This is a genomic window from Paenarthrobacter aromaticivorans (assembly GCF_019038615.1).
GTDB classification, from domain to species: Bacteria; Actinomycetota; Actinomycetes; order Actinomycetales; family Micrococcaceae; genus Arthrobacter; species Arthrobacter aromaticivorans.
In genome coordinates, this window is record NZ_JAHOPC010000001.1 from 238170 (window position 1) to 260719 (window position 22550).

A 22550-nucleotide genomic window follows, 5' to 3' on the forward strand; every position below is an offset into this window, starting at 1 on the left:
ACGTGATCCGCACCCTTCAATCCGGCCAGCGCTGCGAGGTGCGGATCGCGTCGGTGACCGGGGAAGCTGAGCTGGTCTACACCACCGACGGGATCCTGCTGGAGGCGCCCAACTGGACCCTGGATGGAAGCTCACTCATCCTCAACGGGGATGGGAAGTTATGGCGTTTGGATCTGGACGCGGGTTCTTTGGAACCTATCCCCCTCACCGGAGTCCCGGACCTGAACAACGATCACGTCCTTGCACCTGACGGTCAGGGCATCTTCGTGTCCGCGAACGACGGCCACATTTACCGTGCTTCACTGGGCGGCGGACCGGCATTGCGCATCACGGAGGACCACGGCTCCTTCCATTTCCTCCACGGCGTCAGCCCGGACGGCAAGGAATTGGCTTACGTGGGGATCGAAGCGGGAGACTTCACGCAGCCAGGTCGCCTGATGACCATAGCGTCAGACGGCGGCGCTACCGCCAGCGTTGAGGTCGGCCGCTTTGATGTCGGTTCAGGACACTGCGACGGGCCGGAATACTCGCCCGATGGGAAATGGCTCTATGTAAACACGGAATCCTTTTCCTCCACACAGGGTCACGCCCAGCTCGCCCGGATTCGCGTGGACGGCACTGGCTTCGAGCGGCTCCTCGCATCCGAAACAGTCGACTGGTTCCCCCATCTCTCCCCCGATGGCCGGTACGCCAGTTACCTTCAGTTCCCCAGTGGAACGGTAGGACACCCCGCGGACCTGTCGGTCGCCGTCGTACTTGTTTCCACGCAGGACTGGGCCACGCCGTTCCATACATGGCCACTTTTCGGTGGCCAAGGTACCCTCAACGTCAACAGCTGGTCGCCGGACTCCCGGCGTTTTGCGTATGTGGCGTACCCGCTTTCTGACTCGACGAAGGACTAAGCACGTGACCCTCAGCAACGGCACCTCCGATGGAACAATCCGCTGGGGCATCCTCGGCACAGGATTTATTGCCGGACTCCAAACGCAGGACCTGAACGAGAACGGCTTTACCGTGCAGGCTGTTGGCTCGCGCTCCTTGGAGTCCAGCAAAGCCTTCGCTGAGCTGCATGGAGTGATGACCGCCCACGGCAGCTATGAGGACTTGGTGGCGGACCCACTGGTGGACGTGGTCTACATCGCCACGCCGCACCCGTTCCATCATGCCAACGCGCTCTTGGCCCTGAACGCCGGCAAGCATGTGCTGGTGGAGAAGGCTTTCACCATGAACGCCCGCCAGGCCCGGGAGATCGTGCACCTTGCCGAATCCAAAGGCCTTGTGGCTCTGGAAGCCATGTGGACCCGATTCCTTCCGCACATGGTCCGCATCCGCGAACTCATCCAGGAAGGCGCCATCGGCGAGGTCCGGAAGGTAGTTGCCGGCCACAATCAGAGCCTTCCGAAGGACCCGGCCCACAGGCTGAATGATCCCGCCCTCGGCGGTGGGGCGCTGCTGGACCTGGGCATTTACCCGATCTCCTTTGCCTTCGACATCCTGGGTGCCCCGGAACGCATTCTTGCCAGTGCCTCGATGACGGCAACGGGCGTAGACCGGCAAACTGCCGCGATCTTTGAGTACTCCGGCGGCCGGCAGGGGCTGGTTGACTGTGAACTCGACGCCGCCAGCGCCAACCGCGCCATGGTGATCGGTACAGAAGGCTACATCGACATCGAGCACACCTGGTACAACCAAGTGCCCTTCACCGTTTTCGGGGTCAGCGGTGAGGTGGTGGAGCGTTTCGAAGAGCCCGTGAAGAGCCGCGGAATGCAGTACCAGGCGGCCGAACTGGAACGCCTGATCCGCGCCGGTGAGACCGCCGGCACCATCCTGCCCCCGAGTGAAAGCGTGGCCATCATGGCGGCCATGGACGAAATCCGCCGCCAGATTGGGCTCAGCTACCAAGCGGACGCTGCTGTTTCAGACGCTGTTGTTTCAGAAGAAGGTGCAACGAAATGACTGAATCTGCCCGCTTTGTCGAGCTCCGCCAGCAGGAGGAAGAACTGGTCTTCGCCAGCTTTGACCACCACGACGCCTGGCGCCTCGGCTCGCTCATTGCCAACCACGCGATCGCTTCCGATTACGGGGTTGCCATCGATATCCGCCGGCACAACCTTGTGCTTTTCCGCTGCGTCCTGCCTGGAGCCACGGCCGACCAGGAAGAGTGGATCCGCCGCAAGTCCGCCTCGGTGCTGCGTTTTGAACACAGCACAGCGCTGCTGACTGAACAATTCTCCGCCCGTACCCACAGCCCTCTCGGAGGCGGCTGGCTTGCCCATGAGGATTACACCTTGGCCGGTGGCTCATTTCCGATCCGGGTTCGCGGGGCGGGCGTCATTGGCGCGATCACGGTGTCCGGGCTGACCTCGGACGAGGACCACCAGTTAGTGGTCGATGGGATCCGGAATTATTTGAAGACGGTGGCGGGGTAGAGACTAGCCGCCCCGCGCCTTCCGGGTCGCGGCGTCGTTGGCTTTCTGCAGAGCTTCGACCAGTTCGTCCTTGGTCATTTTCGAACGGCCCTTGACGTCCAGTTCCTGGGCACGTCGATAGAGATGCTCCTTGGAGGCGTTGGCGTCCACTCCCCCGGCGGTAGGTTTCGTTGATTCAATGCCTTCTGCCGCGTGCTGATCAGAAGGACCCCGTTCTTCCTTCGCCTCCCAGTGGTCGCCCACCTTCTCGTAACTGTGTTTTACCGCGGCAAAGGCAGTGCGGGCCGCCCGGCTCTCATCGTTGTCGTAGGTCTCCATGGCGGAGTCGTAGGTCTTGGCGAAGGTATCCTGGGCCTTCTGCTCAGAGCGCTGCAGCGTGGATGGGAGTTCGTCTTTGCGGGCATGATCGTTCTTGCCGGTCTTAGGCACGGTACTCACGCTCCTTTGTCAGAAAGCCTGATCATGGACGTGCACCCAGTTTATCAATTGACCACAAGGTCAAGCCTGACCGGGTGCAAGTGCTCCCTATACAGAAGTCAACCAACTGCCGGAATATTCTCCTTGATAAGCGCCGCCAATCTTGCAGGTTTTGCCACCGCGGCCCCTGCTCGAACCAGGCCGCGGTCGAGCCTGTCGCGAAGCATGTGCAGAGCGCGGGCTGCGTCTTTACGATGCCCGCTCGTGCCCCGGCGGCTGTCACTGAACTCCCAGGAGGAGAGCGATTCCTTGTGCCTACGGACGATCTCCAGCAACGAGGTGAGGTCCATCAGGTCCTTGTCAGTGGACCTGTACCTCCAAGCAAGTGCCTTCAGGATCAGGGCGGCCTCTACGTCAGGCACGGGCACGGTGAACGTCAAGTCGTCACCGCCAAGCAGCAATACCTTCACTTCGACCAGTAACGGGTCTTGGGACAACGCAAAGGACAAGCCCGGGATGGCATCAAAGCCGCGCCCGTTGATGATCTGAGTCTCAACCTTGCCCACCGAGTCATGCGGCACGAGGAGGTCAATGATCATCTCGCCACCTTGGCCGTCTTTGCGGACATACTGGTTTCCTCTGGTGTCTCTGTATCCCTGGGCCAAGAGGTGTTTGTGCAAGTCCTGGCCCACCGCGGTGGTGTGCTTGATTCCGGCGTCGGCATCGGCAGTGCTACGTTCTCTGGCTTCGGGCGTTGGATATGCGTGGAGAAGCAACTGGACCATGTGGCCGCCAACAATGCGATACGAAGAAGTATCGATGCCGGCACCAGCCACATCAGCAAGGGCACGATATCCGAGATCCGAAGCATTGGACATCGAAATAACGTGGATGGCCCTCATACGGCTGTGCCGCTCAGTATCGCCTTCTTCAAATGATCTGCGGCTTCAGGTCCGTCGGGTGCATCGCTCAGGGTAAGTTCCCAAAGGGTCACAAGGGGATCCACAAGCGGCAACCCCTCACGCTCCATATCCGGGGCTGTCCTCCAAAGGGTTTGATCTTCCGGGATGACAGAGATCAGCGTGGCCTCGTCCTTAGTCGCAGGACTGAAACCGGCGTGGCTGAAGTCCACCATCTGACGAACGTAGAGTGTCGCGCTGTCCGGTAGCCGCCATGGTGCATAGATGTCGGCTGCCACGTCGCCTGACACCAACGGTTCCCCGCCCATTTCTTTCGCGTATTTGGTTGCTTCCCGCACCTGCTCATGTAGCCGATCCAAGCCGTACCAGTAAGTGGCAGCACCCCGCGGACCTGGATACTTCTCCAACAGCAGGGACATAAGATTATTGCGATCCGTGGGTGACCATCCGCCGGACGTTCGTTCTACAAGTCCGTCCAGATACTTCAAGTTCTTCACAACTGCCGGTTGGCTGATACCGGAGCATTCTGCCAATTCCTTTTGAATAAGCGGTTCACTCGCCAGCAGGAGGGAGCGGATGAGGGCATAGCGCCCCCAAGCAGGCATCCCCTGACGGATGGGCACTGCCTTGATCGCTATGGCCTGATTCTTGGGGAGCAGATCCTGTCCACTGATGATGATGGAGGCGGGCTCCAGAGTTATGAGGTTCAGCACGCCGGTGCGCGCCGCATCTGTTAGGGACTCAGTCGGACGGACGGTGACTATTAGGTAACTTGACTCTCGGTGGGCAAAGAGCTTGACCAGGGCACTTGGACTTGGTGGGACACGGTAGGTCTTCACTTGGACGACGAGCCTGGAACCATCGGGCAGGGTTAGGGAGAGGTCATTCAGATCACCGCCGTTGACGTGGACATCACTTCTTCGCAGCAACTCGAAGGCCCTGCTCGTTACAGTATCTTCCACTCCAAGCTCCTTGTACTCACTTCTCTGCAAACCGTCAAATAACCATTTCGGGCAATATGCGATTGTGGTTATATTCTTACCGTCTACAGCGCCATAGTCCATTGCTGCGCTATCAGCCTTCAAGGGCGAGTGATGCACCACACCGGTGCACTCATCACCGCCCCTTCAGCACATACCTTCTTTCAGGACGCCCGACGCCGTACTTCAGCCTCACATCCAGCGCACCTTCGTCATGGAGGTACTCAAGGTATCGGCGGGCGCTCACCCGGGAGGTTCCCAATTGCTCGGCAACCTCGGCGGCGGAGACGTCGCCCGACGCCGATTTCAGCGCGGCCTCCACGAGCTCCAGCGTCTCCACGCTGCAACCTTTGGGCAGCGTACGTTGAGCGGAATCCAGCCCGAATACCCGGTTGACATCCGATTGCTCGGCCACGTCCTTGGAAGCGTCCAGCCCTTGGTAAGCGTTCAAATAGTGTTGCAATCGTTCCTGAAGATCAGCCTGCGAAAAAGGCTTAATGAGGTAATGCACAATGCCGCCGCGCAGCGCCTTGCGAACCGTCTCGGTTTCACGGGCCGCGCTGATCACTAACACGTCAAGGTCCGGGGCAACATCCCGGAGCTGATGCATCAGGTCCAGCCCGTTAATGTCCGGGAGATGGATATCCAACAGCACCAGGTCCGGCTGCAGCCGTTGCGTCTCAAGGATGGCCTGCGCGCCGGTGTGCGCTACACCCACGACGCCGAACCCCGGGGTCCGTTGGATGAACCCTGCGTGGACCTTGGCCACCATGAAGTCGTCATCCACAATCAAGACTTTGATCATGATTACACTGCCCCTTTGTTGAATCGTGCGGTGAAAACTGCCCCATGATCGTTGGCTACTGTCAGGTCGCCACCGGAACGACGGCAGATCACCCGCGAGAGCGCCAAGCCGAAGCCGCGGGCATCGCCAGGTCCCGGCTCCTTCGTGGAAAAGCCCTGCCGGAAAATATCCTCAGCGGAGCCCGAGGGCACGCCCGGACCGTTGTCCCGAACCGTGACTGAAACACCGTCCGCTGAGTTGACCACCAACACACTCACCGCCGCCCCAGCCAGCCCCGTGACGGCGTCGAACGCGTTGTCCACCAAGTTGCCCACCACAGTGGTGAGGTCCCGGGACAGTTCCTCGTTGACGCGCGGGAGCCCGGACTGCGGGTCGATCTGCAGTTCAACGCCGCGCTCAGTGGCCAAACTGGCTTTGGCTATCAAGAGGGCTGCGAGTGCCGGGTCCTGGATGCGGCTGGTCACTTCGTCGTTGAGCCGGGTACGGTCCACGGTGGCGCCGTTGACGAACTGCACCACGGAATCGTATTCGCCAATCTGGATCAGGCCGGAAATGACGTGGAGTTGGTTGGCGAACTCGTGGGCTTGGGCACGCAAGGTGTCAGTCACGGTTCGGGTGGCACCTAATTCACTCTCCAGGGACGACAACTCGGTGCGGTCCCTCAGCGTTGTCACCGAGCCAATGTCCCGTCCACGGGACCTGAGGGCCACCCTGTTCATGACCACCAACCGGTCCCCCACGAGCACCAATTGGTCTGGGTCTGATTGTTCCCGGGTGAGTACCACCTTGAGCGCGCGGTCCACGTGAAGCGAGCCAAGTTTCCGGCCTACACAGTCTGCGGGCAGTCCCAGGAGTTGGCGGGCGCTCTCATTTGCTACGGTAATCCGCTCGTGAGGGTCAAGGGCAACCACCCCTTCCTTCAGGCCTTGCAGCATCGCTTCACGGTTTTCCACGAGTCCCGTGATCTCACGGGGCTCCATTCCCAGCGTTTGCCGTTTGACACGACGGGACAGCAGAAGGGAACCCACCACGCCCAGGACACTCGCAACGCCCAGGTAGGTGAGAAGGTTGGGCACCACGTCTTCCAGCCGTTCAAGGGCGGACGGATAGTTCCTGCTGATGGCGGCGATACCGATCATGGTTCCGGAGTCGTCCAGTACCGGCACGTGTGCTGAGAGAACTTTGCCTTCATTGCCGGCCAGGACTCCGGTCCATGCCCTGCCTTCTTTGACTCTGCTGTCCCCGAGGAGAAGTTGCTTGCCCAGCTGGCTTGGATCCGAGGAGGTCACTACCGTGCCGTCCAACTTTGCCAGTGCCACGTGGGAAGAGCCGGAAACAGTGCGAATGGATTCCGCCACGGCCGGGAGGGCTGACCCGTTGCGGGGTTCGGCAGTCGGCAACAGGGCGCGCACTGTGGGGTTGTTGCCCAAGGTCTCTGCCGCGGACAAGGCGCGGCGCCCTTCAGTGCGTTCAAAAGCAGCGGCAGATTGGGCCAGGGAGATGGCTACAACAGCGACCAGGACCGCCAGGACGATCAACAACTGCAGCACAAGGTACTGCCCTGCCAAGGACATTCCTCTTCGTCGAGTCACTGTTTGGATCCTTTGATGATTCCTTTATGCAAGGGCCGCTAACAGTTTCAAAAGTAGTCCGCCTTGGCGTATCGGAACTATACCCTAAGCACGCTGAGCACCAGCGGGGCCAGGCCCTATGAGACGGCAGAGGCGTGAACGCAATGAACTTAAAGATCACTGCGAACACAAGAGTGATGACCGTCACGCCGGGACCTAGCATCAACTCACGGGGGCACAACGCTGATCGCCCTGCACAGAATTTCCATACTGAGAAGAGGAACACCATGCGCCAGATCCGCGCATTGCGAATCGCCGCCGTTGCTGCCGGCATCGCCCTGATGGCCACCGGTTGCGGCGCCACAGGTAAGAGCTCCACTGGTTCGTCCAGCTCCGGCGCTGCAGCCGGTCCCATCACCGGACTCCAGATCATGGTTCCCAATACTCCCGGCGGCGGTTACGACACCACCGCACGTGCGGCCGCCAAGGTTCTCGACGACGAGAAGATCGCCAACAACACGGAGGTCTTCAACCTTGCAGGTGCTGGCGGCACGGTGGGTCTGGCCCGCGTCGTCAACGAAAAAGGCAACGGGGACCTCGCCATGCTCATGGGTCTTGGCGTGGTGGGTGCCAGCTACACCAACAAGTCCGAGTCGAAGCTGACCGAGACCACCCCGCTGGCACGGCTCATTGAAGAGCCCGGCGCCATCATGGTCAGCAAGGACTCCCCGTACAAGTCGATCGATGACCTCGTGAAGGCTTGGAAGGCAGATCCCGGATCCATCTCCGTGGGTGGCGGTTCCTCGCCTGGCGGCCCCGACCACCTCCTGCCCATGCAGTTGGCAGGCGCAGTTGGAATTGACGCCACGAAGGTCAACTACGTCGCATACGACGGCGGTGGAGATCTTCTTCCGGCCATCCTGGGCAACAAGCTTGGCTTCGCGGCTTCCGGTGCAGGCGAGTACCTGCAGCAGATCAAGTCCGGTGAAGTCCGCGTCCTGGCCACCAGTGGCGAGAAGCGTCTTGAGGGTGTTGACGCTCCCACGCTGAAGGAGTCCAACATCGATCTGGTCTTCACCAACTGGCGTGGCATGGTGGCCCCTCCGGGCATCAGCGAGGACGACAAGAAGTCACTGATTGCCGCGCTGGAGAAGATGCACGAATCCGCTGGCTGGAAAGAAGCCCTCAAGACCCACAGCTGGACCGACGCCTTCATCACCGGTGACGAGTTCCAGAAGTTCCTGACGGACCAGGACAAGCGGGTGGCGGACGTGCTCACCAAGCTTGGCTTGGCGTGAGCACTTTAGCAACAGGCCTCAAGGGCCGCGCCGAGCTGGGGGTAGCCCTCCTGCTCGGCGCGGTAGGCGTCCTTGTCTTCCTCGACGCGAACGGCCTGGTAACCCCGTATTCGAAGTCGGACCCCGTAGGGCCCAAGGCGGTTCCCTTCGTCGTTGCCGGCCTTCTGGTGGTCTGCGCAATTTTGCTGGCTATCAATGTTCTCCGCGGCGGCAAGGGCGAGGTGGAAGGCGGCGAGGACATTGACCTCGCACACCCCGCCGATTGGAAGACGGTGCTCCCGCTCGCAGGAGCCTTCATCCTCAACATCCTGCTCATCGACTGGGCCGGCTGGGTCATCTCCGGGACTGTCCTGTTCTGGGGCAGCGTACTGGCACTTGGCAGCCGGCACTATGTCCGTGACGGAATCATCTCTGTTGCGCTCTCCCTGGCCACCTTCTACGGCTTCTACCTCGGCCTTGGCATTGCACTACCCGCCGGACTCCTGGAAGGAATCCTCTGATGGACGTCTGGTCCTCTTTGATGGACGGTTTCGCCACCGCCCTCACCCCCATGAATCTTCTGTACGCCATGATCGGCGTACTCCTGGGAACGGCCGTTGGCGTTCTCCCAGGGCTCGGCCCGGCCATGACTGTGGCGCTGCTGCTTCCGGTCACGGCCGCCCTTGAGCCCACCAGCGCCTTTATTATGTTCGCCGGCATCTACTACGGCGGCATGTATGGCGGTTCAACAACCTCCATCCTGCTGAACACACCCGGCGAGTCCTCGTCCGTCGTCACGGCTATCGAGGGCAACAAGATGGCGAAAGCCGGACGGGCAGCCCAAGCGCTCGCGACTGCGGCGATTGGTTCCTTTATTGCCGGCACCATCGGTACGGCCCTGCTGGCAGGACTTGCACCGTTGGTGGTTCAGTTCGCCGTGAGCTTGGGCGCACCGAGCTACTTCGCCATCATGATCCTCGCCTTGCTGGCCGTCACCGCAGTCCTGGGTTCATCCCGGCTCAGGGGATTTGCTTCCCTGGGACTGGGGCTGGCCATCGGTCTGGTAGGCATTGACTCCGTTACAGGCCAGCGCCGCCTGACATTCGGCCAGCCGATGCTGGCCGACGGCCTGGACATCGTTGTGGTGGCAGTGGCCATCTTCGCCGTGGGTGAAGCACTGTGGGTTGCCGCGCACTTGCGGCGTTCACCACTTCACATCATTCCCGTCGGACGGCCCTGGATGGGCAAGAAGGACTGGGCCCGCTCCTGGAAACCCTGGTTGCGTGGCACGGCCTTCGGCTTCCCGTTTGGCGCACTTCCCGCCGGTGGTGCCGAGATCCCCACGTTCCTCTCCTATGTCACCGAGAAGCGGCTGACAAAACATCCGGAGGAATTCGGCAAGGGAGCCATCGAAGGCGTCGCAGGCCCGGAAGCGGCCAACAACGCTGCAGCCGCCGGAACCCTGACCCCAATGCTTGCCCTCGGCTTGCCCACGAACGCCACAGCCGCCGTCATGCTCGCAGCGTTCACCTCCTACGGCATCCAGCCCGGTCCGCAGCTGTTCTCCAGCCAGGGTCCCCTGGTGTGGGCGCTCATCGCCAGCCTCTTCATCGGCAACCTGCTGCTCCTTCTGATCAACCTGCCCCTGGCACCCTTGTGGGCGAAACTGCTGCAGCTTCCACGGCCCTACCTCTACGCCGGCATTCTCTTCTTCGCCACGTTGGGCGCCTACTCGGTGAACCTGCAGGCGTTCGACCTGGTGATCCTGCTGGTGCTCGGAGCCTTGGGATTCATGATGCGGCGCTTCGGGCTACCTGTATTGCCCCTCATTCTGGGCGTCATCCTCGGTCCGCGCATCGAAGGCCAGCTACGCAGGACTCTCCAGCTGTTCGCCGGTGACCCCGCCGGGCTGTGGAGCGAGCCAATCGCCGTCGTCGTCTACATCATCGTGGCTATCGTCATCCTCTGGCCGCTGCTCTTCAAGCTGGTCCGCCGCAACCGTCCGGTGCCAGCAAGCGTGGTCCCGGCCCACCCCAGCGAAGTGCTCCTGGGCGAGGACGACGCCATCCAAGCCGACCAAAACAGCACACGGATCCACCACAACAGCCACCACAACAAGGAGAAGCCATGACCATCGTGGTGGGATACGTCCCCACGCCTGAAGGCGAAGCCGCACTGACCCAAGCCATTGCCGAAGCGAAGAAAAGCAACGACACCCTGTTGGTGATCAACTCTTCCAAGGGGGACGCCTTGGTGGATAACCGGTACGCGCAGGAACCGGAAATCCAGACCATCGAGGAGCGCCTTGCCCTCCAAGGCATCCAGCACATCATCAAGCAGCCCGTCCGGGGCCATGATGCCGCTGCTGAGGTACTCGATGCGGCCGACGAGCACAACGCCGAGCTGATTGTGATTGGCCTGCGCCGCCGCAGCCCCGTTGGCAAACTCATCATGGGCAGCGTCTCGCAACGGATCCTGTTGGAGGCGGACTGTCCGGTGCTCGCCGTGAAAGCAGACTAAACGCTCGCTTTGACTCCGTGTCCAGCCAATGCCCTTAAGATTCGTTCTTAGGGGCATTAGCCGTACACAAACTCCAAGGGGGACCACGTGGCCGAGACCATCCGAACCGCAACAGCAGACGACGCCGGAAAACTGGCCGAGCTTGCGGCCGTCACCTTCCCGCTGGCGTGCCCGCCCGACGCCTCAGCGGCTGACATCCAGGCCCATCTCGAGAAGACGCTTGCCGAGGCGAACTTCGTGGATTACCTGGCCGATCCGCACATCACAGTATTGGTGCTCGACGACGGTGGTCAGCTCAACGGGTACACCATGCTTATTGCCAAGCCGGCAAGCGACCCGGATGTAGCCTCTGTGCTCTCGGCACTCCCCTCCACGGAACTCAGCAAGTGCTACGTCCACCCGGATCACCACGGCCAAGGAGCCGCATCCCGCCTCATGAAGGCGTCCGTCGCGGACGCTGCGGAAAAGGGCGCGGCAGGAGTCTGGCTTGGCGTGAACAGTGAAAACGCCAAGGCGATCCGTTTCTATGAAAAGAGTGGTTACCAGAGGGTGGGCACCAAGTCCTTCAAACTGGGAGACACAGTGGAACATGACTTCGTCATGGAGCACACGCTCTAGCCAGCATCCGGGCAGTTAGCCGAACAAGTCCCCAGCCAATGGCGGCCGGGGATCGGAGCGCCGCTGCAGGCCAGCCGGCAATCCCGTCACGGTGCCGTTTCCCGCGGACGCCTGGATCGTGATCCGCGAGCGCCCCAGCAGGACGTTTTCTGCCCTGAACTCCCCGAACGAGTCCGGGAGGATGGGCGCCAGGTGGAGTACTTTCCTGGTGAAATCGGGGTCGAATCGCAGGAGGATGCGAGCCAGCTGAATCGGGGCCGCCGCTGCCCACGCCTGGGGGGAGCACGCCGTCGGATATGGCACCGGCTCCGGAAAGTCCGAGCGGTCAAAGCCGCAGAAAAGTTCCGGAAGCTGACCGCCGAAATGCTCAGCGGCGTCGAACAATCCGCTCGCCACGCGGCTGGCTTCCTTCACGAAGCCGTAGCGCATGAGTCCGGTGGCCACGAGCGCCGTATCGTGCGGCCAGACCGAGCCGTTGTGGTAGCTGACGGGGTTGTAAGCACCCATGTCCGAACCAAGGGTGCGGATCCCCCAGCCCGTGAACATCTCAGGTGACATCAGCTGCTCCGCCACAAGTGCAGCCTTGTCCTCGTCCACAATGCCCGTCCACAAGCAGTGGCCCATGTTGGACGTGCAGGAATCCACGGGTTTCTTGTCCTTATCCAGGGCAAGGGCAAAATAGCCCTTGTCCGGCAGCCAGAAAGCCTTGTTGAACTCCTCCTTGAGCGCTTCCGCCCGATCCGCACAACGGCGTTCGACGGCGGTATCGCCCGCGGCGCGCGCCAGCAGCGAACGCCCAACATAAGCTCCGTAGGCGTAAGCCTGGACCTCACACAAGGCGATGGGTGTTTCAGCGATCCTGCCGTCGGCGAAGTTGATGCCGTCCCAGGAGTCTTTCCATCCTTGATTGATCAGGCCGTGACTGTTGGGGCGCTGGTATTCAATGAACCCGTCGCCATCCCGGTCGCCGTATTTCTCCATCCACGAGATAGCACGGTCTGCGTGGGGAAGGAGGGAATCGATGATGTCCGCCCCCAGACCCCACCGGCTGAGTTCGCCCAGCAGCGTCACGAAGAGTGGCGTTGCATCGACCGTTCCGTAGTAGGCGGTTCCGCCCAAGGAGAGTCCGGCCGTGACTCCCAGCCTCACCTCGTGGGGCATGCGGCCGGGTTCCTCCTCGGAGTCGACGTCCACTTTGCTGCCCTGAAGCCCGGCCAGCGTTTGCAGCGAGCCAGCCGCGAGTCCAGGGTCCACCATGAGTGACATGTAGGACGCCAGGATCGAGTCGCGTCCAAACAGTGCCATGAACCAGGGCGCCCCTGCTGCGACGGCAGCACGTCCAGGGTGCTCGTGGTCGAAGATCCGGAGCGAACCAAGATCGCTCTGGCTTCGTTCCAGGACGTCCTCGACGTTCCTGTCCGTGACAGCGATCCGTGGAACGTGCTCCGCCCAGGCCATATGCCGACGGACGCCAATCGTGTGGTGCAGCGCCGTGGTTTCCGTAAACGGTTCGTCCGGCCCCTTTCCATTGATCAAGGGAATGGCAATGACGCTGGTGCTCCATTGGCTACGGGGCGGGATAGTGACGTGGAATGTCAGGCCTTGCCGGGTCGCTTTGGCTCCCGAAGCCCGGAACGCCACTCCGCGGCGTTCCCCGTTCGTGTGAACGGACTCAATATGGAGCTCCTTTTTGCGCGCTGTTTTCTCGGTGGCTCCTGCCCTGCTTGCCCTGCCGCCCTTGACGTCGAAGAGGTCGGCGAGGTCGGCGTCGATAAGCAACTCGATCTCGCAAGGCGCGGGCTGGCCCGAGTAGTTCCTGATGGTGAGGTCGTCCCGCAGCCCGGCGCCCACATGCCGCTGATGCTGCACAACCAGCGGACTGTCGAAGCGCCCATCGCTGGAGCAAGCCCGGCCAACATATTCGGCTTGGAACGCGGTGCGGTTGGTGGTGACCAGTGGTTCCCGGAGGGCTCCGTTGATCCTCAGGATCCAACGCGACACGATCCGGGTGTCCTGGTAATAACTGCCTTGGGAGCCTCCGCCGTGAATGTCACCTGAATGTGCGGAAATGCAGAAGGATGAACCTTCGACGACGGTCACGGCACCCAGCTCGGAAGCGCCTGCCTCCGTATCGGCGTTCCAAGCAGTCATGGCCCACGAAGCCTTCCTCGGGAAATGTCCTGCTTATCAGTCACAGGTTGATAGGGGCTTGCCTCTGATTGTCTTGCAACTTGCCGTTACCCGGAAGGCCTCCGGCCTTGAATTCTTCGATGACCGCGGCATAAAGCTCCAGATGGTCCGACGCCATCCGTGCTGCATTGAAATACTCATCCACGGTACGCCGGCACTCCGCACGGCTAAGCCCTTGCACGTCCTGCACAAACCCTGCGAGTTCATTGGTCTGCGCCAGGTATCCCGTGACGCCGTGTTGGACTATTTCCGGGGCGGCACCCATGGGGGTGGACAATACAGGGGTTCCAGTAGCCAGCGACTCGATCATTACCAGCCCGAACGGCTCATGCCACTGGATGGGATTGATCATGGCCATCGCTCCGCCCATGAGCTCGTACTTCTCCGGATCTGAAAGTTCCCCTAGGAATTCTTCCTGTGAACCAAGGACCGGCTCCACGACATCGTGGTAATAGTCCTGCTCATCCTTGGCATGCATCTTTGCGGCGATACGCAGCGGCACCCCGGCCTCGCGGGCAACGGCCACCGCTTCCAGCAGCCCCTTGTCCGGGCACATGCGTCCCACAAAGCACGCGTACCCGCCGGAACCGTCGCCCACGGAAACCGTGGAGAGATCCAGGCCGTGGTGAATGACGGCCGATATTTGCAGATCGGAAATGCGGCTGCATTGGTCATGCGAGATTGCGATGATCCCGGTGTCCTTGGCCATGTCCCGGTACAGCCCTGCGTATCTTGGCGTCAGCGGACCATGCACGGTGGTCACCACGGGTACATCCAGCGGCCGGTGGGCATAGAGAGGTCCGGCAAGGGTGTGGTCGTGGATGATGTCCACGTCCTGCATGCCGGCATATGCCTTGATGACGTGGTGCAGCTCGCTGAGCGTCAACCCCAACTCTTCAGGCTCACTCGGCCCGAAGCCACGCAGCAGCGGAACGGGGCAGGTGCTGTCAGACGCCGCAGCCAGGAGTACGTCATGCCCTGCATCGGATAAGGCACGGGCCAAGGCATCCACAACCCGTTCCGTGCCGCCATACCGTTCCGGGGGGACTGGGAACCATGGTCCAACTATCAATCCAATGCGCATGCTGAAGGCCTCCACAAATATGCGAACCCCACGCACGGGATTCACCTCGTGATCATCGCGGCCCCAGACACACGCGATTCTTGGGGCGAAGAGCGCCCCCACCGGCTAACTGCATAACCTGCTTCACACATTAGGCTGGGCACACCAGCCCCGGCAATGGGTGACGAAAATAACAGACTTTTCCGGAATGCGCGCCAGGCCCTGAAGGTTGACCAAAGCATGAAGATTGAGATCTGGTCCGACGTCGCGTGTCCGTGGTGCTACATCGGCAAGCGCCGTTTTGAGACCGCCCTGGCACAGTTTCCGCACCGTGATTCCGTGGACATCGAGTGGAAGAGCTACCAGCTGGACCCTTCAATCCCGGGACACTATGACGGCACGGAGTTGGACTACCTGAGCAAGCGCAAGGGCATGGCTCCGGAGCAGGTCAAGCAGATGTTCGCCCACGTCACCGAGACCGCCAAGGGCGAAGGCCTGGACTATCACTTCGACAAGGTAGTGGTTGCCAATAGCTTCACGGCCCATCGCCTGATCCACCTCGCCGCAGCCCATGGCCGCCAGGATGCCGCCAAGGAACGCCTGCTCAGCGATCACTTTGAGCACGGCAAGGACATTGGCAACCAGGAGTACCTCACGGAACTTGGCGCCGCTCTGGAACTCCCGGCTAACGAAGTCGCAGAGCTGTTCACCACCGACAAATATTCGGACGCCGTCAACGAAGACATCAATGAAGCCCGCGCCATCGGCGTCACCGGTGTTCCGTTCTTCGTGATCGACCGCAAGTACGGCATCTCCGGTGCACAGCCGGCGGCGCTCTTCAGCGAAGCGCTGAACCAGGCGTGGCAGGAAGCCAATCCCCTGATCCCCGTGGGCGCGTCCGACGCCGAGGCCTGCGGCCCTGACGGCTGCGCAATCTAGCCAGCCACCCGCCGTCGTACGCCCAACTGAGTCGCAGTAGTGCGCGTTATGAGAGCTCAAAACGCGCTCAAGTGCGACTCAGTTGGGTGCGGCGCTAGTTTTTCACAACCTCAAGCTCGACGACGGCCCAGGACAATGCGGGCAGCGTCAGCCGGAGTTCCGAACCAGTAGCCTTGACGCCTTCCAGCGGCTTCAGGCCGACCCGGCCCTGCTGGTCCTGGGTGTTGGTGGTGAACCTGTCGCCGCCCTCGGGGATCTCCAGGACTTCGGCACGGACAACCTGCCGGGCGTCGAAACCGCGCAGGGCTGCCTCGACGTCGGCCGCTTCCTCCAGCCCGCGATTCGCGAAGAACAGCGCAACGCGCCCTGTTTCCTCGTTCCACGTGGCGCTGACGTCCACAAGGTCCGTGCCGCCGAACCGCTCATTCTCGTACTTGTCCGAGTCCACGGAAAGCCGCAGGATCTGGCCCTTGGCGAGCTCAGCCATCCGGGCGAACGGATGGAAAATGGTCTGCTTCCAGGCCGGCCCGTTCTCTTCCGACAGGATGGGCGCGATGACGTTGACCAACTGCGCCTGGTTGGCGATCTTGACGCGGTCGCCGTGGCGGAGCAGCGAGTTCAGCAGGGTTCCCACCACCACTGCATCCGTCACGTTGTACTTGTCCTCGATGACACGGGGGTGCTCGCGCCAGCCAGCCTTGATCACGTTGTGAGGCTGGTCCTCAGTGTCCAGGCCACGCTGGTACCAGACGTTCCATTCGTCGAAGGACAGGTTGATGTGCTTCTTGTGCTTGCCCTTGGCCCGGACGGCGTCCGCGGTGGCGATCACTGACTCGATGAAGTAGTCGGTGTCGACGGCGGATGCCAGGAAGCTGCCGACGTCGCCTTCTTCTTCGAAGTAGTAGGCGTGGAGGGAAACGTAGTCCACCTCGTCATAGGTGTGGGTGAGAACCGTTTGCTCCCAGGCACCGAACGTAGGCATCCGGGAGTTGGAACTGCCGCAGGCCACCAATTCAATGTCCGGGTCCACGAAGCGCATGGCCTTGGCCGCTTCCTGGGCAAGTCGCCCATACTCCTCGGCGGTCTTGTGGCCGATCTGCCAAGGACCATCCATTTCGTTGCCCAAGCACCAGAGCTTGATTTCGAACGGGTCCTTGTGGCCGTTCTTGGCGCGGAGATCCGACCAGTAGCTGCCGCCCGGGTGGTTGGCGTACTCCACTATCTCGCGGGCAGCGTCCACTCCCCTGGTGCCCAGGTTGATGGCTTCCATGATTTCCGTGCCGGCCTGCTTGGACCAGTCCACAAACTCGTGCAGGCCGAAAGCATTCGTTTCCACCGTGTGCCAGGCGCCGTCCAGGCGGCGGGGCCGGGACTCGCGCGGGCCGATGCCGTCCTCCCAGTTATAGCCGGAGACGAAGTTGCCGCCGGGGTACCGGATGACGGTGGCACCTAGTTCCTTGACGAGCTTCAGGACGTCCTGCCGGAAGCCGTTCTCGTCGGCCTCATGGTGTCCGGGTTCGTAGATGCCGCTGTATACACAGCGACCCATATGCTCCACGAAGGAGCCGAAGAGGCGCCGGGGTACCTCCCCGATGGTGAAATCGCGATCGAGGGTGACGCGTGCGCGGGACATGTATCTCCTTGGCTGTGTTTTAGGTCTGGTGATGCGTAAGCAGCGGCCGGTCAGGTGCCGGCGAGTCCCGTCGTCGAGATGCCCTTGATGATCTGGCGTTGGAAGAACAGGAAGACGATGATGAGCGGCAAAGCTGCCAGCAACGCAGACGCCATGTTCTGCGCGTACTGGACGCCGTAGGCGCTCTTGATGGTTTGCAGACCCACCGGGAGGGTCAGAAGGGAGTCGTCGTTGGTGGAGATGAACGGCCACAGGAAGTTGTTCCATGCACCGATGAACACGAAGATCGCGACGGCGGCCAGGATGGGCCGAGACAACGGCAGGATGATCTGCAGGAAGATCCGGAGACGACTGGCACCGTCCATCACTGCCGCTTCTTCCAGTTCATGCGGGATCTGGTCGAAGAATTTCTTGAGGACAAACACCATGGCAGGGTGAATCACCTGCGGCAGGATGATGGCCCATGAGGTATCGATCATTTTGAACGCGAGCATTTGGTAAAACAGCGGAATCATCAGCACGGGTGGCGGGACAATGATGGCCGCGATGATCACGACCATCAGAACCTTCTTGCCTTTGAACTCGATCCTGGAGAGTGCGTAAGCGATGAGGGCGGAGATCACCAGTGTGATTGCCGTGATGGCCGCGGAGGTGTAGAGCGAGTTCCACGTCCAGAGCGGGATGTTCCCTGCCTGGAACACGTTGACGAAAGCGTCAAAGGTAAAGCCCGACGGCGGAACCCAGCTGATCTTGGACGCTGACGCATCCGCTTCAGACTTGAACGCAGTAACGGTGGCCCAGGCGAACGGGATCAGCCAGAGGACGGCAATGAAGGCGGCGGCCGTGACTGCCGCGATCTTGCCCACTGTCGGTTTTTTGCGGGGCTGCCGTATGACTTGGCGGTTTCCGGTGGCTGGAGTGGAACGGGTGAGGGTGATTGCCATGGCTATGCGCTCCTGCGGCGGGTGATGACGAACTGCAGCGCGGAAACCAGCACGATCAGTCCGAAGAAGATGTAGGAGATAGCTGCGGAATACCCCAGCCGGTATCCGGTGAACCCGGTTTCGAAGATGTACTGGACCACGGAACGGGTAGATCCGCCCGGACCCCCTGCTGTCATCTGGTAAATCTGGTCAAAGACCTTCAGGGAAGCCAGGATCTGGAGCAACACAATCATCACGGTGGTGGGCGTGAGCTGCGGCAGCGTGATGGAGAAGAATTGGCGCCAGGCGCCGGCGCCGTCGAGTGACGCTGCTTCATAGTGCTGGACGGGGATGTTCTGCATTGCCGCCAGATAGAGCAGGAAGTTGAAGCCAACAGTCCACCAGAGTGTCGCGATCACGATCGACCACATCGCCACATTGGGATCGTTAAGCCACCCCACTTTTGCTATGCCGAACTTTGACAGGAAATCGTTGATCAGGCCGAGCTGCGGGTTGTACATCCAGACGAAGAACAACGACACAACCGTGGAAGCCAACAGGAACGGGGCAAAGTAGGAGAGCCGCCACAGCCATTGGGCCGGAAGGCCGATGTTCAAGAGCGCCGCCATGACCAACGCAACCAGGACCAGGGGAACTGTACTGATGACCGTGAAGTACAACGTGTTGCCCAGGGAACGCCACATGCCGGCATCGGCAAAGGCTTCGGCGTAGTTGGAAAAGCCGATGAGAGCGTCGTTGGCTCCTGTCAGGGATTTGCCCGTGAGGCTCATGTAAAAGCCGTGCAGAATGGGCCAAACAAGGAAGACGAGGAAGAACACCAGGAAGGGCGCTGCAAATGCCCACCCGTTCAGGGTGTCCCTCCTTCTTCGGAGAGATAGCCCGGCCTTGATGCCGGGGCTGGATGTTGTCCGTGGTTGGCTGGTCTGCCGGGACAGTGTAGAGGAACTCATGAAGGACTCCTTTGTCGCTCGGTGCGCTGGTGCCGGTCAGACCGGATTGGGACGGGATAGGAGGTCGTTGGTGCGGGCCACGAAGCTATCCCACCCGGCGCTTGCCTTATCGCGCCCCAGAAGCACGTTCTGGATATGCTCGGCAAAGTAGGTCTGCCAGTCAGAGCCGGAGCCGCTGAACCACGCCTCGGGATCGTAGGCGATGATGTCCGCCGCGTTGGCGTAGTGGATCTGAGGCGTGAGCTGGCCGTAGGCCGGCGACTGAACCACGGGCTGGAAAGCCGGGATATGGCCTGCCTCAGCCCACAACAGCGAACCCTTCAGAACGTCACTGACGAACTTGTACGCATCCTTCCGCTTCACTTCATCCACCACGAGCTGGCGCGGGAGGACGAAGGAATGAGAGTCGGCGTACGAGGCGGGCGTCCCGTAAAGAGTCGGGATGGTGACGGCATCAACCGGCAACTTTGCTTTCTTCATGGTGGGCAGTTCCCAGCCTCCACTGAAGAGCATTCCCGAATCGCCACGGACGAATTCTGCAATACCGGTGTTGATGTCGCCGCTCTTGGCCGCGATGGTGTCGTCGAAGAGCGAGGCCATGAACTCCAGCGATTCGATCGCAGCGTCCCTATCCGCCTCCATCTGCCGTCCGGGCGTGAGGACAATTTCCGCTCCGTGCTGCTTATAGAGCGTGTAGAACAGCCGCCACATCTGCGAGCCCAGGTTCAGGTAGCCAAAGGACAATCCGTGGGCCTTGGTGACCTTTTGCATCTCCAGCGCCATGGCCTTGAACCCCTCCGGGGAGCTCACTTCCTGCAGCTGGCCGTTGCTTTCCAACAGCCCGGCTTTACCGGCTATGTCAGTGTTGTAGAACATGATGAACGGGTGGGAGTCCAGCGCCAGCGAAAAGACTTTTCCGCCTTGCTGGCCCTTTTCCCAGATGCGCGGCGCGAAGTTCTCCGGCGTGATGCCATTCTCCGCCAGCAGCCCCAGATCCCAAGGCTCTATGAGGCCGCCCGGGGCATATCCCGGGACTCGGCTGGCATGCATAATGGCTACCTCTGGAGGTCGGCCCCCGGCAGATGCCATGGCCAGCTTGGTGTAGTACGGCGGGCCCCATGCCAACACGGTGGGGTGCACTTTGAAGCCGGGATTGGCTTGGTTGGCATTGGCGATCATCGTTTGCATCTTGGTACCGTCCCCGCCGGACAAGAGATGCCAGAAGCCGATCTCCCTGACGCCGGTGGCTTGGGCCGCACCTCCACAGCCTGTGAGGCTAGTGGCCAGAAGCCCGCCTCCGAGGAGGGCCGATCCCGTCAATAACTGTCTCCGGGACAACTGTTTCCCGGTTAAAGATTCAAACTGCTTCACCCGTCACTCCTTTGGAAGGGTCCGCTGAAAAGGACACAACTGCTGCTCAAATCCGGCTTCGGTGCATCCCCACTGCCGGGTAAAAGGGTGGCCCGGGGGTGACGCGGCTCTCACATTACATCGTTGTAAAAATTGAGGCAAGAGAAATTGTTAGCGCGCACAGTTAAATGTCAGAGACCGCTTAGCGGGTGCTGTCCCGCTCAACAATGGTGTAGTCCACCGTGACGACACGTTGTCCGTGGGTCCTGTCCGCCATGCGCTCAGTGAGGAGGCGCAGCGCTTCGGTGGCGATGGTCCGCTTGTCGAAAGACACGGTAGTCAGCGAGGGAACGGCGTAGCGCCCGTCCGTGACGTCGTCGAATCCGGCCACAGCGATGTCCTCAGGGACACGAACGCCCCTCTTCCACAGCGCATTGAGGGCGCCAATGGCCAGCGAATCCGTGAAACAGAACAACGCCTCCGGCAGCGGGTTGGAATCCAGATAGCGGGCCAGTGATTCGGCTGCAGATCCAGGTGTCCACAGTCCGCACGAAATCAGCAGGGATTCATCGCGTGGGATCCCGAGGATGTGGAGCGCGGCCTCATAACCCCGTCTCCGTTGAATCGAGGTGGCAGACTGCCTGGTCTTGTTAATGCCCAACACCGCGATACGCCGACGCCCGGATTTGGCCAGGGCCAACGTCATATCCCGCGCCGCCGCGAAACTGTCCACGTAGACGCGGTCCGCAAGCTCCTGGGCCACTTCGCCCAACAGCACGACGGGAGGCAAGGCCACCCCAACCTTGACGGCACTTTCATCCAGCACCACCGGATTGAGAATGAGCCCGTCGATGAGGTTGGAGCGCGCCCGGGTCATCAGCTCCTGCTCGCGCTGCGGATCGGAACCTGTTTCCTCGATCTGGACGCTCCAGCCCTGCTCGTGGGCCACTTCCACAATGCTCTGGGCCATTTCAGCGGAGAACGGAGTTGCCAGGTCCGGCAGCGCCAAAGCGATGACGCCCGAACGGCCGTTGCGGAGCCCGCGCGCGGAAAGGTTGGGAACGTAGTCGAGCTCCTGCATTGCCTGCTCAACCCTGAGCCGCGTTGGAGCGCTGACCGGCACGATTCCGTTCATGACGTTCGAGACGGTTTTCGGCGACACTCCCGCGCGGCGCGCCACATCCTTGACCGTTGCCCGCAACAGTCCCCCTCATGAATTTAGTGTCCGGGTGAATTCGTGTCCGGTTCCCACGATGTTACGCGAGTTTGTCTACACCTCATGCTCCCGGGAAGGGGCGGTTTCCAACGATCGTCGCAACAGATCTGCTGTGAACACATGTGGTAAGCGGTGAGCTCAAAAGGCTACGGGCGCGGCTTGTTGTACGCCATGCTCACAAGAACGGACAGCGCAGTCGGCGAGATACACTTCCGGATGGAGCGACGAGGTTCAGGCGTTATTGTCTGGGCTTCGTCGATTTGATGTTCGGACTGTTCACGGCATGGATAACTGTCGCGAATACGGTTGAGATCAATGGGCAATTCCTGGACTACCAGGCAGCGGGAAAACACGTACCTGTCGGTTGGATCGCAACCGTTGTGGCTGTGATCGTGGGATTCAGTGTGTTGTCCCTTGCGGGCCTCTTCATTGGAATCTGGAATGTACGCGGGTTAGGCACGATGAGCCCGGCACCGCTGGTTGCTGCCATCGTCTACTCATTGATGTCCATCGCGATGATGGCGGTGTTCCTCAGCGAATTTGGCGGCACGTTTGGCTTGGTCGTCCTGCATGCTTTGGTGGTCTTCATGACGGTTAGGATCCTTCGTCACGAAGGCATCAAGTCCCTCAGGGACGTTCGCCAGCGAATCGTTTGAAGTGCAAGATATCCAGTGGCTAGGCAGTTGGTTTAGCGCTGCCGTCCCGTTGCGGATCCCTTACCGGACGGT

At 61.1% G+C, this 22550-nt stretch carries 22 protein-coding genes; 10 read left to right on the top strand and 12 right to left on the bottom strand.

Annotated features, from left to right (window positions below; translation table 11 throughout):
* The first annotated feature begins 2 nt into the window (after positions 1 to 2).
* Genes KSW38_RS01095 through KSW38_RS01105 form a run of 3 tightly spaced genes read left to right on the top strand, consistent with a single transcriptional unit; the run spans position 3 to position 2429 of the window.
* Entirely contained in the window at positions 3 to 902 is a 900-nt protein-coding gene (locus KSW38_RS01095; protein WP_216921730.1) for a TolB family protein, read from the top strand.
* A 4-nt stretch (positions 903 to 906) separates the two neighbouring features.
* Positions 907 to 1956, top strand: a complete 1050-nt coding sequence (locus KSW38_RS01100; RefSeq protein ID WP_216921732.1) for a Gfo/Idh/MocA family protein — start codon at positions 907 to 909, stop codon at positions 1954 to 1956.
* Positions 1953 to 2429 (top strand): heme-degrading domain-containing protein, encoded by a 477-nt coding sequence (locus KSW38_RS01105; protein WP_216921735.1) that lies wholly within the window; start codon positions 1953 to 1955, stop codon positions 2427 to 2429. The genes KSW38_RS01100 and KSW38_RS01105 overlap by 4 nt, the downstream gene beginning before the upstream one ends.
* A 3-nt stretch (positions 2430 to 2432) precedes the next feature.
* Here the strand turns inward: KSW38_RS01105 and KSW38_RS01110 are convergent, their stop codons facing one another.
* The 5 genes from KSW38_RS01110 to KSW38_RS01130 form a co-directional block, all read right to left on the bottom strand.
* Positions 2433 to 2858, bottom strand: coding sequence for a ChaB family protein (locus KSW38_RS01110; protein WP_216922786.1), 426 nt, complete (start codon positions 2856 to 2858; stop codon positions 2433 to 2435).
* 107 nt (positions 2859 to 2965) lie between these two features.
* The gene (locus KSW38_RS01115; protein ID WP_216921738.1) at positions 2966 to 3724 is read right to left on the bottom strand and encodes a hypothetical protein; all 759 of its coding nucleotides are present in this window, start codon (positions 3722 to 3724) and stop codon (positions 2966 to 2968) included.
* A 20-nt stretch (positions 3725 to 3744) separates the two neighbouring features.
* A complete protein-coding gene (locus KSW38_RS01120) occupies positions 3745 to 4728 on the bottom strand; it encodes a hypothetical protein (RefSeq protein ID WP_308169261.1) in 984 nt (327 codons plus the stop codon).
* A 154-nt stretch (positions 4729 to 4882) separates the two neighbouring features.
* Positions 4883 to 5551 carry a response regulator gene (locus KSW38_RS01125; RefSeq protein WP_216921741.1) on the bottom strand — a complete coding sequence of 223 codons (669 nt, stop codon included), beginning with the start codon at positions 5549 to 5551 and terminating at the stop codon, positions 4883 to 4885.
* Between the two features lie 2 nt (positions 5552 to 5553).
* Positions 5554 to 7125 (bottom strand): sensor histidine kinase, encoded by a 1572-nt coding sequence (locus tag KSW38_RS01130; RefSeq protein WP_216922790.1) that lies wholly within the window; start codon positions 7123 to 7125, stop codon positions 5554 to 5556.
* A 284-nt stretch (positions 7126 to 7409) separates the two neighbouring features.
* On the opposite strand from KSW38_RS01130, the gene KSW38_RS01135 reads away from it, so the two are divergent.
* The 5 genes from KSW38_RS01135 (at position 7410) to KSW38_RS01155 (ending at position 11537) form a co-directional block, all read left to right on the top strand.
* Complete coding sequence (locus KSW38_RS01135; RefSeq protein WP_216921744.1) at positions 7410 to 8420, top strand: Bug family tripartite tricarboxylate transporter substrate binding protein; 1011 nt, start codon at positions 7410 to 7412, stop codon at positions 8418 to 8420.
* Positions 8417 to 8920: a tripartite tricarboxylate transporter TctB family protein gene (locus tag KSW38_RS01140; RefSeq protein WP_216921747.1), complete on the top strand. Its 504-nt coding sequence runs from the start codon at positions 8417 to 8419 to the stop codon at positions 8918 to 8920. Before KSW38_RS01135 ends, KSW38_RS01140 begins: the two co-directional genes overlap by 4 nt.
* Complete coding sequence (locus KSW38_RS01145; RefSeq protein WP_216921750.1) at positions 8920 to 10530, top strand: tripartite tricarboxylate transporter permease; 1611 nt, start codon at positions 8920 to 8922, stop codon at positions 10528 to 10530. Before KSW38_RS01140 ends, KSW38_RS01145 begins: the two co-directional genes overlap by 1 nt.
* On the top strand, positions 10527 to 10919 hold the full coding sequence (locus KSW38_RS01150; RefSeq protein ID WP_216921753.1) for a universal stress protein: 393 nt from the start codon (positions 10527 to 10529) through the stop codon (positions 10917 to 10919). Before KSW38_RS01145 ends, KSW38_RS01150 begins: the two co-directional genes overlap by 4 nt.
* Positions 10920 to 11006: 87 nt before the next feature.
* On the top strand, positions 11007 to 11537 hold the full coding sequence (locus KSW38_RS01155; RefSeq protein WP_216921756.1) for a GNAT family N-acetyltransferase: 531 nt from the start codon (positions 11007 to 11009) through the stop codon (positions 11535 to 11537).
* 15 nt (positions 11538 to 11552) lie between these two features.
* Here the strand turns inward: KSW38_RS01155 and KSW38_RS01160 are convergent, their stop codons facing one another.
* Both KSW38_RS01160 and KSW38_RS01165 read right to left on the bottom strand, forming a co-directional pair.
* Positions 11553 to 13688, bottom strand: coding sequence for an amylo-alpha-1,6-glucosidase (locus KSW38_RS01160; RefSeq protein WP_216921759.1), 2136 nt, complete (start codon positions 13686 to 13688; stop codon positions 11553 to 11555).
* A gap of 40 nt (positions 13689 to 13728) precedes the next feature.
* The gene (locus KSW38_RS01165; protein ID WP_216921762.1) at positions 13729 to 14811 is read right to left on the bottom strand and encodes a glycosyltransferase family 4 protein; all 1083 of its coding nucleotides are present in this window, start codon (positions 14809 to 14811) and stop codon (positions 13729 to 13731) included.
* A gap of 219 nt (positions 14812 to 15030) precedes the next feature.
* On the opposite strand from KSW38_RS01165, the gene KSW38_RS01170 reads away from it, so the two are divergent.
* Positions 15031 to 15729 carry a DsbA family oxidoreductase gene (locus KSW38_RS01170; RefSeq protein ID WP_216921765.1) on the top strand — a complete coding sequence of 233 codons (699 nt, stop codon included), beginning with the start codon at positions 15031 to 15033 and terminating at the stop codon, positions 15727 to 15729.
* 94 nt (positions 15730 to 15823) lie between these two features.
* Here KSW38_RS01170 and arfA read toward each other — a convergent pair whose 3' ends face one another.
* From arfA to KSW38_RS01195, 5 genes are all read right to left on the bottom strand, one after another.
* On the bottom strand, positions 15824 to 17362 hold the full coding sequence (gene arfA / locus KSW38_RS01175) for an arabinosylfuranosidase ArfA (RefSeq protein ID WP_216921780.1): 1539 nt from the start codon (positions 17360 to 17362) through the stop codon (positions 15824 to 15826).
* 50 nt (positions 17363 to 17412) lie between these two features.
* Complete coding sequence (locus KSW38_RS01180; protein WP_216921781.1) at positions 17413 to 18306, bottom strand: carbohydrate ABC transporter permease; 894 nt, start codon at positions 18304 to 18306, stop codon at positions 17413 to 17415.
* Positions 18307 to 18308: 2 nt separating this feature from the next.
* Positions 18309 to 19256, bottom strand: a complete 948-nt coding sequence (locus KSW38_RS01185; protein WP_216921790.1) for a carbohydrate ABC transporter permease — start codon at positions 19254 to 19256, stop codon at positions 18309 to 18311.
* 36 nt (positions 19257 to 19292) lie between these two features.
* Complete coding sequence (locus KSW38_RS01190) at positions 19293 to 20627, bottom strand: extracellular solute-binding protein (RefSeq protein WP_216921793.1); 1335 nt, start codon at positions 20625 to 20627, stop codon at positions 19293 to 19295.
* Between the two features lie 181 nt (positions 20628 to 20808).
* On the bottom strand, positions 20809 to 21807 hold the full coding sequence (locus KSW38_RS01195; RefSeq protein ID WP_216921796.1) for a LacI family DNA-binding transcriptional regulator: 999 nt from the start codon (positions 21805 to 21807) through the stop codon (positions 20809 to 20811).
* Between the two features lie 278 nt (positions 21808 to 22085).
* Here KSW38_RS01195 and KSW38_RS01200 point away from each other — a divergent pair, with 278 nt between their 5' ends.
* The gene (locus KSW38_RS01200; protein ID WP_216921799.1) at positions 22086 to 22478 is read left to right on the top strand and encodes a hypothetical protein; all 393 of its coding nucleotides are present in this window, start codon (positions 22086 to 22088) and stop codon (positions 22476 to 22478) included.
* Positions 22479 to 22550: the final 72 nt, after the last annotated feature.

Bases quoted from the DNA above. Each gene is read 5' to 3' on its own strand.
- KSW38_RS01105 (WP_216921735.1), top strand. From the start codon at position 1,953: ATGACTGAATCTGCCCGCTTTGTCGAGCTCCGCCAGCAGGAGGAAGAA.
- KSW38_RS01115 (WP_216921738.1), bottom strand. From the start codon at position 3,724: ATGTCCAATGCTTCGGATCTCGGATATCGTGCCCTTGCTGATGTGGCT.
- KSW38_RS01125 (WP_216921741.1), bottom strand. From the start codon at position 5,551: ATGATCAAAGTCTTGATTGTGGATGACGACTTCATGGTGGCCAAGGTC.
- KSW38_RS01130 (WP_216922790.1), bottom strand. From the start codon at position 7,125: ATGTCCTTGGCAGGGCAGTACCTTGTGCTGCAGTTGTTGATCGTCCTG.
- KSW38_RS01135 (WP_216921744.1), top strand. From the start codon at position 7,410: ATGCGCCAGATCCGCGCATTGCGAATCGCCGCCGTTGCTGCCGGCATC.
- KSW38_RS01145 (WP_216921750.1), top strand. From the start codon at position 8,920: ATGGACGTCTGGTCCTCTTTGATGGACGGTTTCGCCACCGCCCTCACC.
- KSW38_RS01150 (WP_216921753.1), top strand. From the start codon at position 10,527: ATGACCATCGTGGTGGGATACGTCCCCACGCCTGAAGGCGAAGCCGCA.
- KSW38_RS01160 (WP_216921759.1), bottom strand. From the start codon at position 13,688: ATGACTGCTTGGAACGCCGATACGGAGGCAGGCGCTTCCGAGCTGGGT.
- KSW38_RS01165 (WP_216921762.1), bottom strand. From the start codon at position 14,811: ATGCGCATTGGATTGATAGTTGGACCATGGTTCCCAGTCCCCCCGGAA.
- KSW38_RS01170 (WP_216921765.1), top strand. From the start codon at position 15,031: ATGAAGATTGAGATCTGGTCCGACGTCGCGTGTCCGTGGTGCTACATC.
- arfA (WP_216921780.1), bottom strand. From the start codon at position 17,362: ATGTCCCGCGCACGCGTCACCCTCGATCGCGATTTCACCATCGGGGAG.
- KSW38_RS01180 (WP_216921781.1), bottom strand. From the start codon at position 18,306: ATGGCAATCACCCTCACCCGTTCCACTCCAGCCACCGGAAACCGCCAA.
- KSW38_RS01185 (WP_216921790.1), bottom strand. From the start codon at position 19,256: ATGAGTTCCTCTACACTGTCCCGGCAGACCAGCCAACCACGGACAACA.
- KSW38_RS01200 (WP_216921799.1), top strand. From the start codon at position 22,086: ATGTTCGGACTGTTCACGGCATGGATAACTGTCGCGAATACGGTTGAG.